Origin of the sequence: Streptomyces sp. NPDC012794 (assembly GCF_042901085.1) — a bacterium.
In the GTDB taxonomy this organism is placed as follows: Bacteria; Actinomycetota; Actinomycetes; order Streptomycetales; family Streptomycetaceae; genus Streptomyces.
Genome location: NZ_JBIBCI010000004.1, coordinates 42,780 through 61,198 on the forward strand (window position 1 = coordinate 42,780; position 18,419 = coordinate 61,198).

15 protein-coding genes and 1 pseudogene are annotated in these 18,419 nt (G+C 75.6%); 6 read left to right on the forward strand and 10 right to left on the reverse strand.

The window, feature by feature from the left end; all coding sequences use genetic code 11:
* Positions 1-19 precede the first annotated feature (19 nt).
* Entirely contained in the window at positions 20-568 is a 549-nt protein-coding gene (locus ACFY7H_RS08815) for a hypothetical protein (protein WP_388935162.1), read from the forward strand.
* On the opposite strand, the gene ACFY7H_RS08820 is transcribed toward ACFY7H_RS08815, so the two are convergent.
* From ACFY7H_RS08820 to ACFY7H_RS08830, 3 genes are all read right to left on the reverse strand, one after another.
* Positions 549-1,754, reverse strand: coding sequence for an SWIM zinc finger family protein (locus ACFY7H_RS08820; protein ID WP_388935164.1), 1,206 nt, complete (start codon positions 1,752-1,754; stop codon positions 549-551). The genes ACFY7H_RS08815 and ACFY7H_RS08820 overlap by 20 nt on opposite strands.
* Positions 1,751-4,588, reverse strand: coding sequence for a DEAD/DEAH box helicase (locus tag ACFY7H_RS08825; RefSeq protein ID WP_388935167.1), 2,838 nt, complete (start codon positions 4,586-4,588; stop codon positions 1,751-1,753). The genes ACFY7H_RS08820 and ACFY7H_RS08825 overlap by 4 nt, the downstream gene beginning before the upstream one ends.
* A gap of 165 nt (positions 4,589-4,753) precedes the next feature.
* Entirely contained in the window at positions 4,754-6,115 is a 1,362-nt protein-coding gene (locus ACFY7H_RS08830) for a helix-turn-helix domain-containing protein (RefSeq protein WP_388935169.1), read from the reverse strand.
* A gap of 195 nt (positions 6,116-6,310) precedes the next feature.
* Between ACFY7H_RS08830 and ACFY7H_RS08835 the strand changes: the two genes are divergently transcribed.
* Together ACFY7H_RS08835 and ACFY7H_RS08840 are read left to right on the forward strand one after the other, a co-directional pair.
* Positions 6,311-6,925, forward strand: coding sequence for a hypothetical protein (locus ACFY7H_RS08835; protein ID WP_388935173.1), 615 nt, complete (start codon positions 6,311-6,313; stop codon positions 6,923-6,925).
* A 90-nt stretch (positions 6,926-7,015) separates the two neighbouring features.
* Positions 7,016-7,276 (forward strand): DUF6343 family protein, encoded by a 261-nt coding sequence (locus ACFY7H_RS08840; RefSeq protein WP_388936174.1) that lies wholly within the window; start codon positions 7,016-7,018, stop codon positions 7,274-7,276.
* A 12-nt stretch (positions 7,277-7,288) separates the two neighbouring features.
* Here ACFY7H_RS08840 and ACFY7H_RS08845 read toward each other — a convergent pair whose 3' ends face one another.
* From ACFY7H_RS08845 to rpsA, 4 genes are all read right to left on the reverse strand, one after another.
* On the reverse strand, positions 7,289-7,621 hold the full coding sequence (locus tag ACFY7H_RS08845; protein ID WP_388936176.1) for a tetratricopeptide repeat protein: 333 nt from the start codon (positions 7,619-7,621) through the stop codon (positions 7,289-7,291).
* Between the two features lie 141 nt (positions 7,622-7,762).
* Complete coding sequence (gene coaE / locus ACFY7H_RS08850; RefSeq protein ID WP_388935176.1) at positions 7,763-8,377, reverse strand: dephospho-CoA kinase; 615 nt, start codon at positions 8,375-8,377, stop codon at positions 7,763-7,765.
* 84 nt (positions 8,378-8,461) lie between these two features.
* On the reverse strand, positions 8,462-9,400 hold the full coding sequence (locus ACFY7H_RS08855; protein ID WP_388936179.1) for a PAC2 family protein: 939 nt from the start codon (positions 9,398-9,400) through the stop codon (positions 8,462-8,464).
* Positions 9,401-9,625: 225 nt separating this feature from the next.
* Positions 9,626-11,140 (reverse strand): 30S ribosomal protein S1, encoded by a 1,515-nt coding sequence (gene rpsA / locus ACFY7H_RS08860; protein WP_007263497.1) that lies wholly within the window; start codon positions 11,138-11,140, stop codon positions 9,626-9,628.
* 371 nt (positions 11,141-11,511) lie between these two features.
* Between rpsA and ACFY7H_RS08865 the strand changes: the two genes are divergently transcribed.
* Both ACFY7H_RS08865 and hrpB read left to right on the forward strand, forming a co-directional pair.
* Positions 11,512-12,360, forward strand: a complete 849-nt coding sequence (locus tag ACFY7H_RS08865; RefSeq protein WP_388935180.1) for a class I SAM-dependent methyltransferase — start codon at positions 11,512-11,514, stop codon at positions 12,358-12,360.
* A 4-nt stretch (positions 12,361-12,364) separates the two neighbouring features.
* Positions 12,365-14,897 (forward strand): annotated as a pseudogene (gene hrpB, locus ACFY7H_RS08870) (ATP-dependent helicase HrpB).
* Here hrpB and ACFY7H_RS08875 read toward each other — a convergent pair.
* The 3 genes from ACFY7H_RS08875 to ACFY7H_RS08885 form a co-directional block, all read right to left on the reverse strand.
* Positions 14,887-15,861, reverse strand: coding sequence for a DUF3068 domain-containing protein (locus ACFY7H_RS08875; protein WP_388935182.1), 975 nt, complete (start codon positions 15,859-15,861; stop codon positions 14,887-14,889). The pseudogene hrpB and the gene ACFY7H_RS08875 overlap by 11 nt on opposite strands.
* Before the next feature lie 13 nt (positions 15,862-15,874).
* The gene (locus tag ACFY7H_RS08880) at positions 15,875-16,015 is read right to left on the reverse strand and encodes an SPW_0924 family protein (RefSeq protein WP_388935184.1); all 141 of its coding nucleotides are present in this window, start codon (positions 16,013-16,015) and stop codon (positions 15,875-15,877) included.
* 139 nt (positions 16,016-16,154) lie between these two features.
* The gene (locus ACFY7H_RS08885) at positions 16,155-17,378 is read right to left on the reverse strand and encodes a lytic murein transglycosylase (RefSeq protein WP_388935187.1); all 1,224 of its coding nucleotides are present in this window, start codon (positions 17,376-17,378) and stop codon (positions 16,155-16,157) included.
* A 144-nt stretch (positions 17,379-17,522) separates the two neighbouring features.
* On the opposite strand from ACFY7H_RS08885, the gene ACFY7H_RS08890 reads away from it, so the two are divergent.
* Positions 17,523-18,386, forward strand: coding sequence for a DUF4184 family protein (locus tag ACFY7H_RS08890; protein WP_388935190.1), 864 nt, complete (start codon positions 17,523-17,525; stop codon positions 18,384-18,386).
* Positions 18,387-18,419: the final 33 nt, after the last annotated feature.

The following is an 18,419-nucleotide window of genomic DNA, read 5'->3' on the forward strand; positions in this document are numbered from 1 at the left end:
ACTGGGTAGTGCCTACTTCATGACTGAACGACCGCTCCTGCTGCTCGACGTCGACGGCCCGCTGAATCCGTTCCGGTCCCTCTTCGCCGGCCTGCGCGGCTATACGAGCCACCGGATGCGCCCGGACGTCTGGCTCTCCTACCGCGACCCGGAGTCCCGCAAGGCCCGGCGCGGCGTCCGGGTGCGCCTCCATCCCTCCCACGGCGCCCGGCTGCGGGCGCTGCCCTTCGACCTCGCCTGGGCCACGGCCTGGACGCACCAGGCCAACACCTTGATCTCCCCGCACATCGGGCTCCCCTGCGACCTGCCGGTGGTGGAGTGGCCGGAGCTCTTCGCCCGGGACCCCGACGGCCTCTCCTGGAAGACCCGCCCGCTGCTCGACTGGGCGGCCGGCCGGCCCTTCGCGTGGGTCGACGACATGATCACCCCGCAGGACCGTGCCTGGGTCTCCTCCCGCCACCCGGCTCCGAGCCTCCTGCTGCGCGTCCACCCCCGCCACGGACTGCGCGAACGGGATTTCGCCGCCCTGGCCGCCTGGGCGGGGGAGGTCAGCGCAGCAGGGCGGTGACCGGGTCCGGGGACGGGCCGGCGGTGGGCCACCAGTCGGCGGCCTCCGGGCGGGATTCGTAGGCGTACCAGAGGCCCTCACGGCTCAGACGGAGCTGACGGGTGCGGGCGGTGAGGCGGTTGCGCTCGGGGCGGAAGGAACCCTGGCCCGCGGCGAGCAGGGCGGGGCGGGCCCGGTCGAAGGGCCCGGCCGGGGGGTCCCAGGGCTCTTCGAGGACGGTGAGCGCGGGCAGGCCCCCCTGCCGCCATGCCGCGGCGGCGCGGGCCAGGTCCGTGGTGCTGCGGCCGGTCGCCCGGGCCAGGTCGCGGTAGAGGGCGCGGGCGGCGCCGGTGAGGCCGGAGGTGGGGTGCGCCGAGGCCAGCCGGACGGCGTCCTGCCAGAGGGTGAGCCCTGCGATAGGGTCCTCGGCCGTGCCGAGCAGGGCCAGTGCGCGGGCGGCCGCGTCACCGGCGAGCTGCTCCAGCGCCAGCGGATCGGGCGCCGCCGGATCGGCGGGGTAGGCCGGCGGCGGCCCGGCGGCGGCCGGTGCGGGGAGCGGGGCGGGCAGCGGGGGCCGGCTGGTCCGGGCGAGCGCCGCGCGGGCCGGGACGCCGGGGAAGTCCGGTGCGGCACCGGGCTGTTCGCGCGCCGCGTGGGCGGCGTTTCGCCGGGCCAGTTCGTCGAGGAGCTCGCGCTCACCGCGGCCCCGCAGGAGCAGCAGGACGAAGGGGTCGGTGTCGAGTAGCCGGGCCGCCCGGTAGCAGAGGGCCGCGGCGTGCTTGCAGGGCGGCCGCACCGTGTCCGGACAGGAGCAGCGCGCCACGAGCTCCCCCGCGCCGGGCAGCAGGGTGTTCGCGAGGGACTGCGGGACCTCCCGCTCCAGCAGCGCGGCGAGGGCCGAGGGGTCGGCGGCCAGCGCCTCCAGCAGCGCTGACCACTCGGCGTCCGCGAAGGCGGGCAGGGACAGTTCGGTGCGGTAGGGGCGGGCCCGGCTGCCCCGGACGTAGGCCACGATCCGGCCGGGGGTGACCGTCACGGCGTCGACATGGCCATCGGCGGCGTACGCCTGCCCGCGCTGGAGGCGGGCGGCGTCCCGCGCGCGCTCCTCCAGCGCGGCCACCCAGGCCCGGCCCCACCAGGTCGCGGCCTCCGCCCCGGCGGGCACGGTCTCGAAGGTGCGGCGGCGGTCGTCCCGCGCGGTGATCACGCCGGCCTCCGCAGGGAGACGAGATCGGCCAGCTCGCGGTCGGTCAGCTCGGTCAGCGCCGACTCGCCGGAGCCGAGGACGGCATCGGCCAGGGCCCGCTTGCTCTCCAGCAGTTCGGCGATGCGGTCCTCCACGGTGCCTTCGGCGATGATGCGGTGGACCTGGACGGGCTGGGTCTGGCCGATGCGGTAGGCGCGGTCGGTGGCCTGCTCCTCGACGGCCGGGTTCCACCAGCGGTCGTAGTGGATCACGTGTCCGGCGCGGGTCAGGTTGAGGCCGGTGCCCGCGGCCTTGAGGGACAGCAGGAAGACGGGGACCTCGCCGGACTGGAAGCGGTCGACGAGCTCCTCGCGCCGCGGGACGGGGGTACCGCCGTGCAGGAGCTGCGAGGGGATGCCCCGGTCGGTGAGGTGCCGCTCCAGGATCCGGGCCATGGTCACGTACTGGGTGAAGACCAGGACCGAGCCGTCCTCGGCCAGGATCGTGTCCAGCAGCTCGTCCAGCAGGGCCAGTTTGCCCGAGCGGTGCGCGATGCGGGGACCGGCCCCCGGCACGTCCTGCTCCTTCAGGTACTGCGCGGGGTGGTTGCAGATCTGCTTGAGCGAGGCCAGCAACTTCATGATCATGCCGCGCCGTCCGATGCCCTCGCTGCCCTCGATCACGGCCATCGCCTCGTCCACCGCGGCCTGGTACAGGGAGACCTGTTCCCGGGTCAGGGACACCGGGTGGTCGGTCTCCGTCTTGGGGGGAAGCTCGGGCGCGATGCCGGGATCGGACTTCTTGCGGCGCAGCAGGAACGGCCGGACGAGGGCGGCCAGCCGGGCCACCGCCGCCTCGTTGCCCCCGTCCTCCTCCTGCTGGTGCTCGACCGGGCGGGCGTGCCGGGCCCGGAAGGCGGTGAGCGGGCCCAGCAGTCCCGGGGTCGTCCAGTCGAGCAGGGCCCACAGCTCGGAGAGGTTGTTCTCGACCGGCGTCCCGGTGAGGGCCACGCGGGCCGGGGCGGGGATGGTGCGCAGTGCCTTCGCAGTGGCCGAGTGGGGGTTCTTCACGTGCTGGGCCTCGTCCGCGACGACCATGCCCCAGCTGTGCCCGGCCAGCCGGGCGGCCGCCGCGCGCATCGTCCCGTACGTGGTGAGCACGAAGCCCCCGCTCACTCCGTCGAGGCTGCGGCCTGCGCCGTGGAAGCGGCGCACGGGGGTGCCGGGGGCGAACTTCTCGATCTCCCGCTGCCAGTTGCCCAGCAGGGACGCAGGGCAGACCACGAGGGTGGGCTCGGGGCGGGCCCGGTGCAGGTGCAGGGCGATCAGGGTGACGGTCTTGCCCAGGCCCATGTCGTCGGCCAGGCAGCCGCCCAGCCCCAGGGAGGTCATCAGGTCCAGCCAGGCCAGCCCGCGCAGCTGGTAGTCCCGCAGGGTCGCCTTCAGGCCCGCGGGCGCCGCGACCGCGGCCGGCTCGCCGGCGAGCCGGTCCCGCAGGGCGGCCAGCGCCCCCACGGGGACCGCGGGTACCGCCTCGCCGTCCACCTCGGCCGTGCCGGTGAGTACGGCGGCCAGCGCGTCCACCGGGTCCAGCAGGCCCAGCTCCCGCTTGCGCGCCCTGCGCACGAGCTCGGGGTCGACCCGCACCCACTGGTCGCGCAGCCGCACCACGGGCCGGTGGGCCTGCGCGAGCGCGTCCATCTCGCCCGGAGTGAGCCGGTCCCCGCCGAGGGCCAGCTCCCAGGAGAAGGAGAACAGGGCGGCCGCGTCGAAGAAGGCGGTGCCGTCGGTCGCTGACCCGGGCGCGGCCGGGCGTACGACGGCGGTCGCGGAGAGCGTACGGGCCAGCTCGCGCGGCCAGTGCACGAGGACCCCGGCGGCGGCCAGGCGGGTCGCGGCGGTGCCGAGCAGGTCCTCCAGCTCGGGGTCGGACAGCGCGAGGGCGTCGGGCACCGGCTGGTCGAGCAGGCGCAGCAGCGGCGGCCAGACCCTGGCCGCGCGGCGCAGCGCGAGCACGGCGTCGATCCGGGCGCGCGGGCCGAAGCCGGCGCCCGCCGTCCCGGCCCACAGCTGCCCGGCGTCGGCGATCAGGGTGGGGTCGGCGAGGCTGTGCACCTGGACCACGGCGGCTCCCGCGCGGCGGACGTCCTCCGGCTCGGCCTCGTCGAAGAGGCGGAAGGAGGACAGATCCAGCCGGAGCGAGATCCCCACCCCGGCGTCGGCACCGGCCGCGACCTGCGCGGCCCACTCCCGTATCCCCGGCACCCGCTGCGGCTCCACGGCGGCGAACGGCCGCCCGGTGGCGAAGGGCGCGGCGGGCGTACGCGGCAGCACATCGGCGACGGCGTCGAGGAAGGCCCGGACCAGGGCCTCGGGCTCGGGCAGCGCGGTCGGCCGGCGTCCGGCGAGCGGGGTGGCGTACCCCTCGTACGGCAGGGCGGCCGCGACGGCGCGCAGGTACCCGACGTCCTCGGCGTCCAGCGGCCCGGCACGCCAGGCGTCGACCCCGTCGGCGGTCAGCCCGGGCAGCAGGCGGCCGCGCGCGGCGAGGGCCAGCGCCTGCGTGGCGGCGGTGCCCCAGGCGCGGGTGGCGGGATGCGCGGCGGGGCTGCCGGCGGCCCGCACCAGCACGGGCAGGGCGGCGGCCACGGACAGCGCCACCGCGGGCACGGTACGCGTGCGGACGCCGTCCCCGTGGGCCCGGACCACCTTCAGCGGATGCGGGGTCCCCAGCTCGGGCAGGGGGTCTCCCTCGGGGCACCAGAACGCCACCCGGCCCTCCCGGGGTACGGCGGCGGGGAGGAACACGGCGGCGCGGCGCAGCAACGACGGCTGCGGCGGCGGCTGCGCGGTCACGGGGTCCCCCTCCCTGGTGCTCGGCTCCGCCCGGTCATGGCGGATCCACTGCACCCGAGTCTAGGCGCGCGCACTGACAACGTCGCTGACCAGCGCATACGCCCGGCCCGAGGGGGGTGCGGTCAGCGCGCCCCTCGGGCCGGCTCTCTGGGCGCGCTGGCGCGGTCAGCGCGCCCAGCGGCCCAGCTCGCCGGCGAAGCCGTACTCGGGGCGGCCCGCCGTGGCGCTGGTGCGCCAGGGGACGCCGTCGTCGTCGAGGCGGAGGGTGCCGGACCCGCCGGGCCCGCTCCACCGCAGTTCGAGGTGCCAGTCACAGTCGCAGCCCGTGGCGGCCGCCGTGACCCGGAGCACGACCGGATCGGTGGCCGAGACGCGCAGCGGGAAGGCCGGCGCGGGGAGCCGGGTGCCGGCGTCGTTGCCCGCGACGGGCCGGGCCAGCGGCCTCGGTGCGTCCAGGTTCACGGCGAAGCCGGCCGGGGTGAGGCCGCCGCCGCAGCCCGGGGACATCTGGTACACGTTCCAGGGAGGCGGGGTCCGCCGTGCGTCCACCCGTACCTCCAGCCCCTGGAGCACCACGGCCCCCTCTCCGGTGCCGTGCAGGGTCACCTCGACGGTCTGGGTCCCGGCGTGCACGGCCCGCTGGGCCCGGGCCCAGGCGGGCGCGTCCGCCTCCACGGGCGGCGCGGGGACGGACTCCGGGGCCCGCTCGGAGAGGTAGGCGTGGTCACAGCCGGCGGCCCACACGTGGGACCGGACGGCCGCCTTGAGCGGTGTCGCCACCGGCCCGGACGGCGGGGCCGGCGAAGGCGCCGTCGCGCCGGCGCCCGAGCCGGGGCCGGTGCCGGGGCCGGGGTCGGTGCCGGGGTCGGTGCCGGTGCTCCCTGAGGGCACGGGCGCGGGCGTTGACGTCGCCGGGGGTGTGCTCGCCCACACGCTCGGCGTGCCCGCCGGCCCGGCCGTCCCGACGGCGGGCCCGGCCGTCGAGCCGGCGGCCCCGGCCGGGCCCGCCCCGGGGGTGCGCGGCCCGGGCCCGGCCGCCACCAGGACCGCGACGGCCACCGAGAGCGCCGCCGCCCCGGCCGCGCCCACCGCCACACCCCGCCGCCGGTGCCAGCGCCCCGCCCCGGCCGGCGCACCACCCGTGACCCCGGCCCCGGGCTCGGCCCCGGACCCGCCGGCCTCGACCCCGGACCCCGCCCCCGACGCGGCCCCGGGCTCGACCCCCGTGACCGCCCCCGCCCCCGCGACCCCGGCCGCCGGTGCGGCCCGCCCCGCCGACCGGCGTCGCGCGTCCGCCAGCAGCCAGGCGCGGTGCAGGTCCACCGCCTCCTCCCGCGCGGCCCCGCAGGTCCGGGCGAAGCGGTCCACCACGGCGAACTCCGCCGGCACCGCCTCCCCCGCGCAGTACCGGTGCAGTGTCGAGGTGCTCGTGTGCAGCTTGCGCGCGAGCGTCCCGTAGCTCAGTCCGGCGCGCTCCTTCAGCTCCCGCATCAGCCGCGCGAATTCCTCGGTCTCCGCCTCGCCCACCAGGCTCCCCCTCCCGTGACGCCGTCCCATGCCAGGGGTGTTCCCGCAGGTGACGGCACGTACAGCCGTTCCAGTGTCCCTGTTCCGCCGCGAACCGTTCCCCTCTGGCCCCCCGAGCGGGAAGGCTGTTCGTAGCGGTCGTCCACCGGCCGCACCGCACGACGTACGCAACCGCACCTCTCACGGGGAGACACCGTGTTCCGACGCTCCAGCACCTCGGCCCTCGCCACCGCCGCCCTCGCGGCGGCCGCCGCCCTCACCCTGACCGCCTCGGGCACCGCCGCGGCCGCCACCGCCCCCGGCTTCCTGAACGGCACCGACCTGCCCCCGCACCCCTCCTCCGCCTGGTACCCGGGCAAGGTCACCAAGGGGCTGCCCGAGAACGCGCCCTTCTGCCTGGAGGGGGTCCTTCCGGCCGCCGGCAGCTGGCACCGCGACTTCGGCACCGAGGTCGACACCGGTGCCGTCCAGATCTCCGTACGCACCGCTTCGGGCGCCGCCGCCGCGAAGCTCGCCGCCACCCTGGAGCGCCGGGTCGCCGCCTGCGCCGCGGACTGGCTGCGCACGAACCCGGGCGGGACGGCGTCCTGGCAGGACTACGGGAAGCTGGCGGTGGAGGAGGGCGCGCACGTCTACGGGGTGGGCACCTCGATCCCGGAGTCCGAGCCGGGCGTGCACCTGTACGGGATCGGACGCGACGGCTCCACCGTGACGGTCGTGAAGTGGGGCCAGATGGGGAACCTGCCCGACGCTCCCGTGCCCGCCTTCAAGAAGACGACCACGACGGCCGTGAACAAGCTCAATCCCTGACCGCAGCCGCGGCCGGTCTCGGCGCTTACCGCGCCGCGCCCCGGGTGGGAGCATGGAACGGAGGCCTCCGTACGGGATGGGGCGATGGCCATGCGTACCGGGAACGAGCCCGTGACCGCGCGCAGTCCGCTGCGGCTGCGGTTCTGGCTGAGCCTGTGGGGACTGATCTGGGCCGCCGGCGGGGCGGCCGCCTTCTCGCTGGCCGGCCGTTCCGGGTGGGCGGCCGCCTGCGCGGCGGTCGCGCTGCTGGCCGCCGTCGACCTGGCCGTCGTCGTCCGGCACATCCGTCAGGGCCCGCACTACCAGCCGGGGGCGGACGTGCCCCCGTACGAGCCTCCGCGCGAGCGCTGAGCCGGCCGCGGCTCAGCGCTCGAAGCGGGCCGCTTCGAGGTACTCGGGCTGCGGGTCGAGGGCGGCGGCGAGCCGGAAGTGCCGGCGGGCCTGCTCGGGGCGCCCGGACCGCTCGTGGGTGCGGGCGAGCGCGAAGTGGGCGAAGGCGTTGTCCGGCTCCCGCTCCAGCACCAGCTCGAACTCCAGCTGGGCGGGCCGCAGCTGGGCCGCCGCGAAGAAGGCACGGGCGCGCAGCAGCCGGGCCGCGGTGTTCTCCGGGTGGGCGGCTATGACGGAGTCGAGCAGCCGGACCGCGCCGCGCGGGTCGCGGGCGGCCAGGAGGTGCTCGGCGGCACGGTAGTCGATGACGTGGGTCTCGGGGCTCGCGGAACCCGGAGATCCAGCGGGTCCGGGTCCCGGTCCGGTGGGCGGCGGCGGGGGCGTGGTTTCGGACACGGTGTCTTTCCTTCCCTCTACGGGCGCGTTCAACGCCCTCCGCCGCCGCCCCTATTCCGTGGGGGCCTTGGCGGCGGCCCTGGCCGTCAGCTCTTCCCAGACCTTGCGCACCTGCGGCTCCAGCGCCTCCAGCGGCCCGTCGTTGTCGATCACGAGGGTGGCCACCGCCAGCCGCTGCTCGCGGGTGGCCTGGGCGGCCATCCGGGCGCGGGCCTCCTCCTCGGTCATCCCGCGCAGTGCGGTCAGCCGGGTCAGCTGCGTTTCGGGGGCCGCGTCCACGACCACGACCAGGTCGTACAGGGGCGCGAGGCCGTTCTCCGTGAGGAGCGGTACGTCGTGCACCACGATCGCGCCGGGTCCGGCCGCACGCTCCAGGTCGGCGGACCGGGTCCCGACGAGGGGGTGCACGATGGCGTTGAGGGTGCGGAGCTTCTCCGGGTCGGCGAAGACGACCGCCCCCAGCCGGGGCCGGTCCAGCCGTCCGTCGGCGGTGAGGACGGAGTCCCCGAAGGCCTCCACGACGGCCGCGAGTCCGGGTGTGCCCGGCTCGACGACCTCCCGCGCGATCCGGTCGGCGTCCACGACGACCGCCCCGTATCCCGCCAGCAGCCGCGAGACCTCGCTCTTGCCGGCACCGATTCCGCCTGTCAGGCCCACTTTCAGCATGGTCAGCACCCTAGGCGGTGCCCCACCGGCGGGGAACACCGCCCGGGGGGCCACCGCGGCACGCGCGCCCCTGACAGCCGGGGCCTACGCCTCGCCCTCGCGTTCCGCCAGGAACTTCTCGAACTCGCGGCCGATCTCCTCGGCCGAGGGGATCTCGGCCGGCTCGGCGATCATGTTGCCGCGGGTCTCGGCTCCGGCCGCGGCGTCGTACTGGTGCTCCAAGCCCTGGACGAGGCTGACGAGTTCCTCGTCGCCCTCGCGGATCTGCCGGTCGATCTCCGTCTGGGTCCGGTGGGCCTCGGTGCGCAGTGCGTGCGCGACGGCCGGCAGGACCAGCCCGGTGGCGGCCGTGATGGCCTCCAGCGCGGTCAGGGCCGCGTCGGGGTAGGCGGAGCGGGCGACGTAGTGCGGGACGTGCGCGGCGACGCCGAGTACGTCGTGGCCGGCCTGGGCGAGGCGGAACTCGATCAGCGATTCGGCGCTGCCGGGCACCTGGGCCTCGTCGAAGGGGCTGCGGTGGCCGGGCATCAGGTCCGTCCGGTTGCCGTGCGGGGTGATGCCGACGGGCCGGGTGTGCGGCACGCCCATCGGGATGCCGTGGAAGTTGACCGAGAGCCGGACGCCGAGCCGCTCCACGATCTGCCGGACGGCGGCGGCGAAGCGCTCCCACTCCACGTCCGGCTCCGGGCCGGAGAGCAGCAGGAAGGGCGCGCCGGTGGCGTCCTGGACCAGGCGCACCTCCAGGCGGGGCTCCTCGAAGTCGCTCCAGTGGTCGCGCTGGAAGGTCAGCAGCGGGCGGCGTGCCCGGTAGTCCACCAGCCGGTCCGCGTCGAAGCGGGCCACCACCTGGTGGGGCAGGGTGTCGAGGAGCCGTTCGACGATCTGTTCGCCGGTCTCGCCCGCGTCGATGTACCCCTCGAAGTGGTAGAGCATGACCAGTCCGGCCGAGTCCTGGGTCAGCGCCAGGTCGGCCACCGCCAGGCCCTTGGCGTCCCATTCGTACAGACCCTGTGGATCAAGCACCGTCACCAGTCCTCCCTCGCGCCGTGTTCCCTGCGAAGAACGTCCGGGGTCGCGCGGCCATTCCCCGGTCGGCCGTGTTAACAGAAACGCAACGCGACGGCGGCCGGACCCACGGTGCCCGGCGGGGCCCCGGCACACGGCCGGGGAACGCGGCGAGGCCCGCCCCCCGAAGGGGACGGGCCTCGTCGTTCAGCTCGGCTCACACCGGAGTGTGATGCGCTGCGATCAGCTCTGGCCGCCGGCCAGCTTCTCGCGGAGCGCGGCCAGGGCCTCGTCCGACGCCAGGGCGCCGGAGGTCTCGTCCGCACCCTCGGAGGAGTACGAACCACCGGAGACGCCCGCACCGGCGTTGCCACCGGCGGCCGGGGCGGCAGCGCCCTCGGCGGCAGCGGCCTCGTCGGCCTCGCGGCTCTTGATGACCTGGGCCTGGTGCTGCTCGAAGCGGACCTGCGCCTCGGCGTACTGGCGCTCCCACGTCTCGCGCTGGGTCTCGTAGCCCTCGAGCCAGTCGTTGGTCTCGGGGTCGAAGCCCTCGGGGTAGATGTAGTTGCCCTGGTCGTCGTAGGACGCGGCCATGCCGTACAGGGTCGGGTCGAACTCGACCGACGCCGGGTCGGCACCGAAGGACTCGTTGGCCTGCTTGAGGGACAGCGAGATCCGGCGACGCTCGAGGTCGATGTCGATGACCTTGACGAAGATCTCGTCGTTGACCTGGACGACCTGCTCCGGGATCTCCACGTGGCGCTCGGCCAGCTCGGAGATGTGGACCAGACCCTCGATGCCCTCGTCCACGCGGACGAACGCACCGAACGGAACCAGCTTGGTGACCTTACCCGGGACGACCTGGCCGATCTGGTGGGTCCGGGCGAACTGCTGCCACGGGTCCTCCTGCGTCGCCTTCAGCGACAGGGAAACGCGCTCGCGGTCCATGTCGACGTCGAGGACCTCGACGGTGACTTCCTGGCCGACCTCGACAACCTCGGACGGGTGGTCGATGTGCTTCCAGGAGAGCTCGGAGACGTGCACGAGACCGTCGACGCCACCCAGGTCCACGAAGGCACCGAAGTTGACGATCGAGGAGACGACGCCGGAGCGGACCTGACCCTTCTGCAGGGTGGTGAGGAACGTCTGGCGAACCTCGGACTGGGTCTGCTCGAGCCAGGCGCGGCGGGACAAAACCACGTTGTTGCGGTTCTTGTCCAGCTCGATGATCTTCGCCTCGAGCTCCTTGCCCACGTAGGGCTGGAGGTCGCGGACGCGGCGCATCTCGACGAGGGAGGCCGGCAGGAAGCCACGGAGGCCGATGTCGAGGATGAGACCACCCTTGACGACCTCGATGACGGTGCCGGTGACGATGCCGTCTTCTTCCTTGATCTTCTCGATCGTGCCCCAGGCACGCTCGTACTGAGCGCGCTTCTTGGACAGGATGAGACGGCCTTCCTTGTCCTCCTTCTGGAGAACCAGGGCCTCGATCTCGTCGCCGACCTTGACGACCTCGTTCGGGTCGACGTCGTGCTTGATCGAGAGCTCGCGGCTCGGGATCACGCCTTCGGTCTTGTAACCGATGTCGAGCAGGACCTCGTCCCGGTCGACCTTCACGATGACGCCGTCGACGATGTCGCCGTCGTTGAAGTACTTGATCGTCTCGTCGATCGCGGCCAGGAAGGCTTCCGCGTTACCGATGTCGTTGACCGCTACCTGCGGAGGGGTGGTGGCGGTGGTCTCGGTGCTGCTCGTCATGTGGGAAAGGGCTCCGGTTACGGACAGAAAGTCGTAGGTACTGCTACGCCGGGAGCCCTTATCGGCACCTGCCGAAGAAGCCGGACAGCCAAAGAAGCCCCTGAATCCCCTGGAAGGGGAAGGGCCTCGAAAACCGAGGGGACATCAACAGATGCAAGCGCAGCCTGCTAGGTCTGAGGAGCACAGGCTCGCAGCGCAACTTGTAGCATACGGGGGCAGCCGGGAAGGGTCAATGCGCGAAGGCGCACACCGCGGGCAGATCACCGCAAAACCGGCGCAATTCGTGGGCGGCGCCGCGGTGATGAGCACTCCGTACGACTTTCCGGCCGCCCCGACCATCGAGCCATCCGCAGACTACGACGACGGGCCCCATGAACCAAGAGGACTACGCCCCCGAAGACGCCCGCGGGGCGGGCAGCACCGCCGAGGACGAGGCCGAGGCCACCCGGCGTGACGCGGGCGAAGCGGAGAGCAGCCGCGCGAGCCGCGGCTGGTGGGACCGCAACGCCGACGAGTACCAGAGCGAGCACGGCGCCTTCCTCGGCGACGACCGCTTCGTCTGGGGCCCCGAGGGCCTGGACGAGGCCGACGCCGCCCTGCTGGGGCCCGCCGCCTCCCTCAAGGGCAAGCACGTCCTGGAGATCGGCGCCGGCGCCGCCCAGTGCTCGCGCTGGCTCGCCGCCCAGGGCGCCCGCCCGGTGGCCCTCGACCTCTCCCACCGCCAGCTCCAGCACGCCCTGCGCATCGGCGGGGACGTCCCGCTCGTCGAGGCCGACGCCGGCCGGCTCCCCTTCCGCGACGGCTCCTTCGACCTCGCCTGCTCGGCGTACGGGGCCGTCCCCTTCGTCGCCGACCCGGTGAACGTCATGCGCGAGGTGCGCCGCGTCCTGCGCCCCGGAGGCCGCTGGGTCTTCTCCGTCACCCACCCGATCCGCTGGGCCTTCCCCGACGAGCCCGGCCCCGCGGGGCTCTCCGTCTCCGCCTCCTACTTCGACCGGACCCCGTACGTCGAGCAGGACGAGCGGGGCCGCGCCGTCTACGTCGAGCACCACCGCACCATCGGCGACCGCGTCCGGGACGTGGTCGCGGGCGGCTTCCGGCTGCTGGACCTCGTGGAGCCGCAGTGGCCGGAGTGGAACAGCCAGGAGTGGGGCGGCTGGTCCCCGCTGCGCGGCAACCTGATCCCGGGCACCGCGATCTTCGTCTGCGAGAGGGACTGACCCCTTGATCCGCCAGGCCGCCCTCGACGCCCTCCCCGTACGGGAGGCCGTGCCCGCGCTCGTCTCGGCACTGGACGAGCGGGGCACGGCCGTGCTGTGCGCCCCGCCCGGTACGGGCAAGACCACCCTGGTGCCGCTCGTCCTGGCCGGGCTGACGGGCGGCGGGCCGCCGCGCCGGGTGGTCGTCGCCGAGCCCCGGCGGATCGCCGCCCGGGCGGCGGCGCGGCGGATGGCGTGGCTGCTGGGCGAGGCCGTCGGGGGCTCGGTGGGCTTCACCGTGCGCGGGGAGCGCGTCGTGGGCCGGGACACGGCCGTCGAGGTGGTGACCACCGGCGTGCTGCTCCAGCGCCTCCAGCGCGACCAGGAGCTCGCCGGGGTGGACGTGGTGGTCCTGGACGAGTGCCACGAGCGGCACCTGGACGCCGACACCGTCGCCGCCTTCCTGCTGGACGTACGCGAGACCCTGCGCCCGGAGCTGCGCCTGGTGGCGGCCTCGGCGACGACCGACGCGGCCGGCTGGGCCCGGCTGCTGGGGGACGCGCCGGTGGTGGAGGCCGCCGGGGTCGCGTACCCGGTGGAGACCGTGTGGGCGCCGCCGGCCCGGCCGGTGCGGCCGCCGCACGGGATGAGGGTGGATCCGGCGCAGCTCGCGCACGTGGCCTCGGTGGTGCGCCGGGCGCTGGCGGAACGTTCCGGCGACGTGCTGTGCTTCCTCCCCGGCGTCGGGGAGATCGCCCGCGTCGCCGGGCAGCTGGCCGGGGTGGACGCCGAGGTGCTCCAGGTCCACGGCCGCGCGCCGGCCGCCGTGCAGGACGCGGCGCTGACCGCCTCGGCGCACCGCCGGGTCATCCTCTCGACCGCCGTCGCGGAGTCGAGCCTGACCGTGCCGGGCGTACGGGTGGTCGTGGACTCGGGGCTGGCCCGCGAGCCCCGGGTGGACCACGCCCGGGGGCTGGGCGCGCTGGCGACGGTACGGGCCTCCCGCGCGGCGGGCCGCCAGCGGGCGGGCCGGGCCGGACGTGAGGCGCCGGGGGTGGTGTACCGGTGCTGGGCCGAGGCGGAGGACGGCCGGATGCCCGCCTTCCCCTCCCCCGAGATCCGGATCGCGGACCTGGCGCCGTTCGCGCTCCAGGCCGCCTGCTGGGGCGACCCGGACGCCGCCCGGGCTGGCGCTGCTGGACCCGCCGCCCGCCGGGGCCATGGCCGCCGCCCGGGAGGTACTGGTGGCCGTCGGGGCGGTGGACGCCGCGGGACGGCCGACCCCGCGCGGGCGGCGCACGGCCCGGCTGGGTCTGCACCCGCGGCTGGCGCGGGCGCTGCTGGACGGCGCCGGGGCGCTGGGCGCGCGGCGGGCCGCCGAGGTGGTGGCGCTGCTGAGCGAGGAGCCGCCGCGGGAGTACGGGGACGACCTGGCGGCGGCCTGGCGTGCGGCCCGCCGGGGCGGTGACCCGTACGCGGGCCGCTGGCGGGCGGAGGTGGGCCGCCTGGAGCGCGCGCTGTCCGGCGACGCCGCCGCGCGGGGCGCCTCCCCGGCCGGGGCCCCGGGCGCGGCGGCGGCCGGCGACGACCACGCCGCCGCCCTCGTCGCCGCGCTCGCGTTCCCGGAGCGGGTGGCCCGGGCCAGGGGCGCGGGCGCGTTCCTGATGGCCTCGGGGACCGGCGCCGAGCTGGGCGGGGGCTCCGCGCTGCGCGACGCGCCCTGGCTGGCGGTGGCCGTCGCCGACCGGGCCCCGCACGCGGCGTCCGCACGGGTCCGGCTGGCGGCGGTCCTCGACGAGGACACCGCCCGGGCCGCCGCCGGGCACCTGCTGACCCGCGGGGAGGAGGTCCGCTGGGAGGACGGGGACGTGGTCGCCCGCTCCGCCGAGCGGCTCGGTGCCATCGAACTGGTGGCGCGCCCGCTGCGCGACCCCGCCCCGGAGCTGGTACGGGCGGCCCTGCTGGACGGGCTGCGCGCCGAGGGCCTGGGCCTGCTGCGCTGGTCCCCGGACGCGCGGGCGCTGCGGGCCCGGATCGGCTTCCTGCACCGTACGCTCGGCGGCCCCTGGCCCGACGTGGCGGACGACGCGGCACTGCTGGAGCCGGCCGACGACTGGCTGGAGCCCGAGCTGTCGCGGGCCCGGCGCCGTGCCGACCTGGGCCGGATCGACGCCGGACAGGCTCTGAACCGGCTCCTGCCCTGGGCCACGGGGGAGGCCGCGCGGCTGGACGAGCTGGCGCCCGAGCGGATCGAGGTCCCCAGCGGGTCCCGGATCCGTGTCGACTACACGGCCGGGCAGCCGGTGCTCGCGGTCAAGCTCCAGGAGCTGTTCGGGCTGGCCGAGACCCCGCGCGTGGCGGGGGTGCCGCTGCTGGTCCACCTGCTGTCGCCGGCGGGCCGGCCGGCCGCCGTCACCGCCGACCTGGCCTCCTTCTGGCGGGGCGGCTACCGCGCCGTCCGCGCCGAGCTGCGCGGCCGCTACCCCCGGCATCCGTGGCCGGAGGACCCGGCGACGGCCGAGCCCACCCGCCACACCAACGCCCGGCTCAGGCGCTGACGGCCCCGTCCCGGGCGCGGCGGCCCCGGGCCTCCAGCCAGAGGGCGCAGGCGAGCAGGGCCAGCCCGCCGGCGGCGAGGCCGGCCGGGGCGTGGGTGTGCAGCGCGAGGACCTTCGTACGGTTGGCGGAGACCAGGTCGAAGGTGTGCTCCGCGTAGTCCTCGCGCATCGTGACGTGTCCGGCGAAGGCGGTGAGCCTGCCGTCCGGGGCTCCCGCCGCGATGCCGCCGCGCATCTCCTGCTGGATGTCCTGCTCGGCGTTGACGGGTGCGCCGGTCACCGGGTCCACCCAGAACCGGGCCGTGACCGTGTACCAGAGGGTGGTGCCGGTGGTCTGCTCGATGGTGGCGGGGTCGATGCCCTCGATCGGCATCTTCTTCGGCATGGGGACCTTGGTCCAGGGGACGGTCTGCTCGAAGTAGTAGACGTCCATGCCGCGGTAGGTGCGCGGTCCGACGTAGTGGACCGGGGAGGAGGTGCGGGTCTGGGCGTCGAAGTAGAGGTAGTCGCGCGGCTCGGTGAAGAAGGGCCACTTGAACTCGATGCCCTCGCGCTCGACCGGGTCCCCGTCGACCATCTCGCCGGTGGCGTGCACCGGGTCCTGGGTGTGGGCGTCGAAGATGTAGCGCTCGGGGATCTGCGAGACCGTCTTGCCGTCGGGTCCGATGACGTGGGAGAGCGTGTCCCAGACGACCACGTCCTTGCCGGCGTCGGCCTCGATCTCCTTCGACGCCTCGACGTTGCCCTTGAGGGTCTGGACGATCGTGACCTTGTCGACCTTCTTGGGCCGCATGCCGCCGGAGTAGTCGAGGAGGGTGGCGTCCCTGGCCTCCAGGACCATCTCCTGGTACTGGCCGGGCGGGACCTTGGCGAGCCGCGGGTACGCGTACCAGCGCAGCAGTGGTGCGAGGGCCGCGCAGAACACGGCCAGGGCGAGGAGGACGAGGCTGGCTCTGCGTCGCACGGCCGGGCCTCCTCTACTTCCCGGGCGCGGCGGGCGCGGTGGTGAGCAGCGGCCGGGGCGAGGTCTCGCCCTCCGGCACCCCGAAGGCGGTGACGGTGAGGACGAGGGCCAGCGCGGCGGCCAGTCCGACGGCGGCGGCGGCGAGTGCGCGCATGGCGGGGCCTCCGGATCTGATGGGGCGTCAGGGAGGCGTACCGTAGCAACGCGGGGGTGAGATGAGAACCGCCGGGAACCGCCGGGGCGCCCGGCGCGGCCACTTCGGCGCCGGGCGCCCCGGTGCGGCGGCCCGGGGCCTAACCGGCGGTGCCGGGCGCGGGGGTGACGGCCGGGGTGGGCGCGGGGGCGGGGGCCGATGCCGACGAGGACGGGCGCGGGGTGGGGGTCGGCGTGGGGGTCGGCGTCGGCTTCGTAGACGGCGTCGGGGTCGGCGTCGGCGTCGGCTTCGGCGACGGAGTGGGGGTCGGCGTCGGCTTCGGCGACGGAGTGGGCGTCGGGGTCGGCTTCGGCGACGGAGTGGGCGTCGGGGTCGGCTTCGGCGACGGAGTGGGCGTCGGGGTCGGCTTCGGCGACGGGGGCGGAGTCGGCTTCGGGTCCGACGGCCGGCCCGCCGGGGCGCCCGGGACCGTACCGGTGGGGCCCGCAGCGCCGCCCGCGTCCGGGACCTCGTGGACCCCCTGGAGGTAGTACGCGAACCAGGACCGCACCGTCCGCAGGTACTCCGCGGAGTGGTTGTACGACAGTACGGCCCGGTCCAGGTCCGCCCCCGTCCTCAGGTCCCGGCTGCCCGCGCACAGGTACCGTCCGGCCGCCAGCGCGGCGTCGTGGATGTTGTTCGGGTCGCGCCGGCCGTCGCCGTTCGCGTCCTGGCCCCAGGCCGCCCAGGTGGACGGGATGAACTGCATCGGCCCGACGGCCCGGTCGTAGCGGGCGTCGCCGTCGAAGGTTCCGCCGTCGGTGTCGGAGATGTTCGCGAAGCCGTTGCCGTCGAGCACCGGCCCCAGGATGGGCAGCAACGTGGTGCCGGCGGCGTCCACCCGCCCGCCGCGCGCCTGCCCCGATTCGACCTTGCCGATCGCCGCGAGCAGCTGCCAGCGCAGCCCGCACCCGGGATCGTTCCGCGCCACCCGCTGCTCGGCGGCCCGGTACGCGGCGAGCACGCCGGCCGGTATCCCCTGCGCGCCCGGCCCCAAGGGCCGGTCCGCCGCCGGCACCACGGCCGCCGACGGCGAGGGCACGGGCGCGGGCCGCTCCCCGGCGGCGGGCGGCCCCTCCGGCAGGACCACGGCCGGCGGCTCGGGGCTCACCAGCGGCGGGAGTTCGGTGAAGTAGGCGGAGTCACCGCCGGAGCCCGCGGCCGCCGGCTGCCGCGCCGCGGCCTCCTCGCCGGCCGCCGCGATCCGCTGCCGGCCGGCACCGGCCGGGCCCTGCGAGGCCGTCATGGCGGCGGCCACCACCGCCGAGACCAGTGCCGCGGCCGCGCCCCTGCGCAGCCCGCGTCCGCGTATTCGTGCCGCCATGACGGGCCCCTCCCCTAGACGTCCGCGTGACCCTACGTCAACTCACTTCACACGGCACGCACCGCGGCTCGGAATTCACCACATCCCCACGTTCCCTTGCAGCACACGCATAATGTCCGGACGCCGAAAGCCCGAGGAGCCCCCGTGCCGTTCACTCTCAGCCATGCGGCCGCCGTACTTCCGGCCGTACGCCGGACCGGGCGTGCCCGGGGACCGCTGGTCGGCTCGGCGCTCGTCCTGGGCTCGTTCGCCCCGGACACCTTCTACTTCGCGGACGCCGTCGTGAGCGGCGTCATGGGCTACGGCCGCTTCACGCACACCCTGCTGGGCGTGGCCACCGTGGACGCCGTCCTGACCGCGCTCCTCGCGGCGTGCTGGCTGCTGCTGCGCGAACCCCTCGTCGCGCTCCTGCCGCGGACCTGGCGGGGCAGGACGTACGCCTTCGTACGGGGTGAGAGCTGGCGCGGGCGGGGGCTGCCGCGGCTCGCGCTCTGGTTCTACCTCTCGGCGGTGGCCGGCTCGCTCACCCACGTGGTGTGGGACAGCTTCACGCACCTGGACCGCTGGGGGACGAACGTGCTGCCGGGGCTCGGTGATCCCCTCGCCTTCGGCCTGCCCCTCTACTCCTACCTCCAGTACGGCTCCTCCGCGGTGGCCGCCTGCGCGCTGCTCTGGTTCACGGTGAGCGGCCTGCGGCGGCTGCCGGCCACGCCCGCGCCGGCCTCGGTCCCGGTGCTCGGCCTCGCGGAGCGCTGGGGCGCCGCCGCACTGATCGCCGGCTGCGCGGCGGCCGGGATCACCCTGCGGGTGATGCGCTTCTTCACCTTCTACGACCGGATCCGCACCCCGCTCGACATCATCCCGACCGTCTGCTTCGGAGCGGGAGCCGGCCTCACCGTCGGGCTGCTGGCGTACGGGACCCTCGTACGGCTGCGCCACCGCCGGGACCGCGACCGGGACCGGCCCCGCCCGGAGCGGGACGCGCGAACGCCCGTCCCCGCCGCCTAGGGCGTCCCTTTCGGATCTTGCCGGTCTGGGGGC

What these genes read in the sequence shown, in the direction of transcription:
- ACFY7H_RS08815 (WP_388935162.1), top strand. Translation starts at nt 20, where the DNA reads ATGACTGAACGACCGCTCCTGCTGCTCGACGTCGACGGCCCGCTGAAT.
- ACFY7H_RS08840 (WP_388936174.1), top strand. Translation starts at nt 7,016, where the DNA reads ATGCGTACCGGGAACGAGCCCGTGACCGCGCGCAGTCCGCTGCGGCTG.
- coaE (WP_388935176.1), bottom strand. Translation starts at nt 8,377, where the DNA reads ATGCTGAAAGTGGGCCTGACAGGCGGAATCGGTGCCGGCAAGAGCGAG.
- rpsA (WP_007263497.1), bottom strand. Translation starts at nt 11,140, where the DNA reads ATGACGAGCAGCACCGAGACCACCGCCACCACCCCTCCGCAGGTAGCG.
- ACFY7H_RS08865 (WP_388935180.1), top strand. Translation starts at nt 11,512, where the DNA reads ATGAACCAAGAGGACTACGCCCCCGAAGACGCCCGCGGGGCGGGCAGC.
- ACFY7H_RS08880 (WP_388935184.1), bottom strand. Translation starts at nt 16,015, where the DNA reads ATGCGCGCACTCGCCGCCGCCGCCGTCGGACTGGCCGCCGCGCTGGCC.
- ACFY7H_RS08885 (WP_388935187.1), bottom strand. Translation starts at nt 17,378, where the DNA reads ATGGCGGCACGAATACGCGGACGCGGGCTGCGCAGGGGCGCGGCCGCG.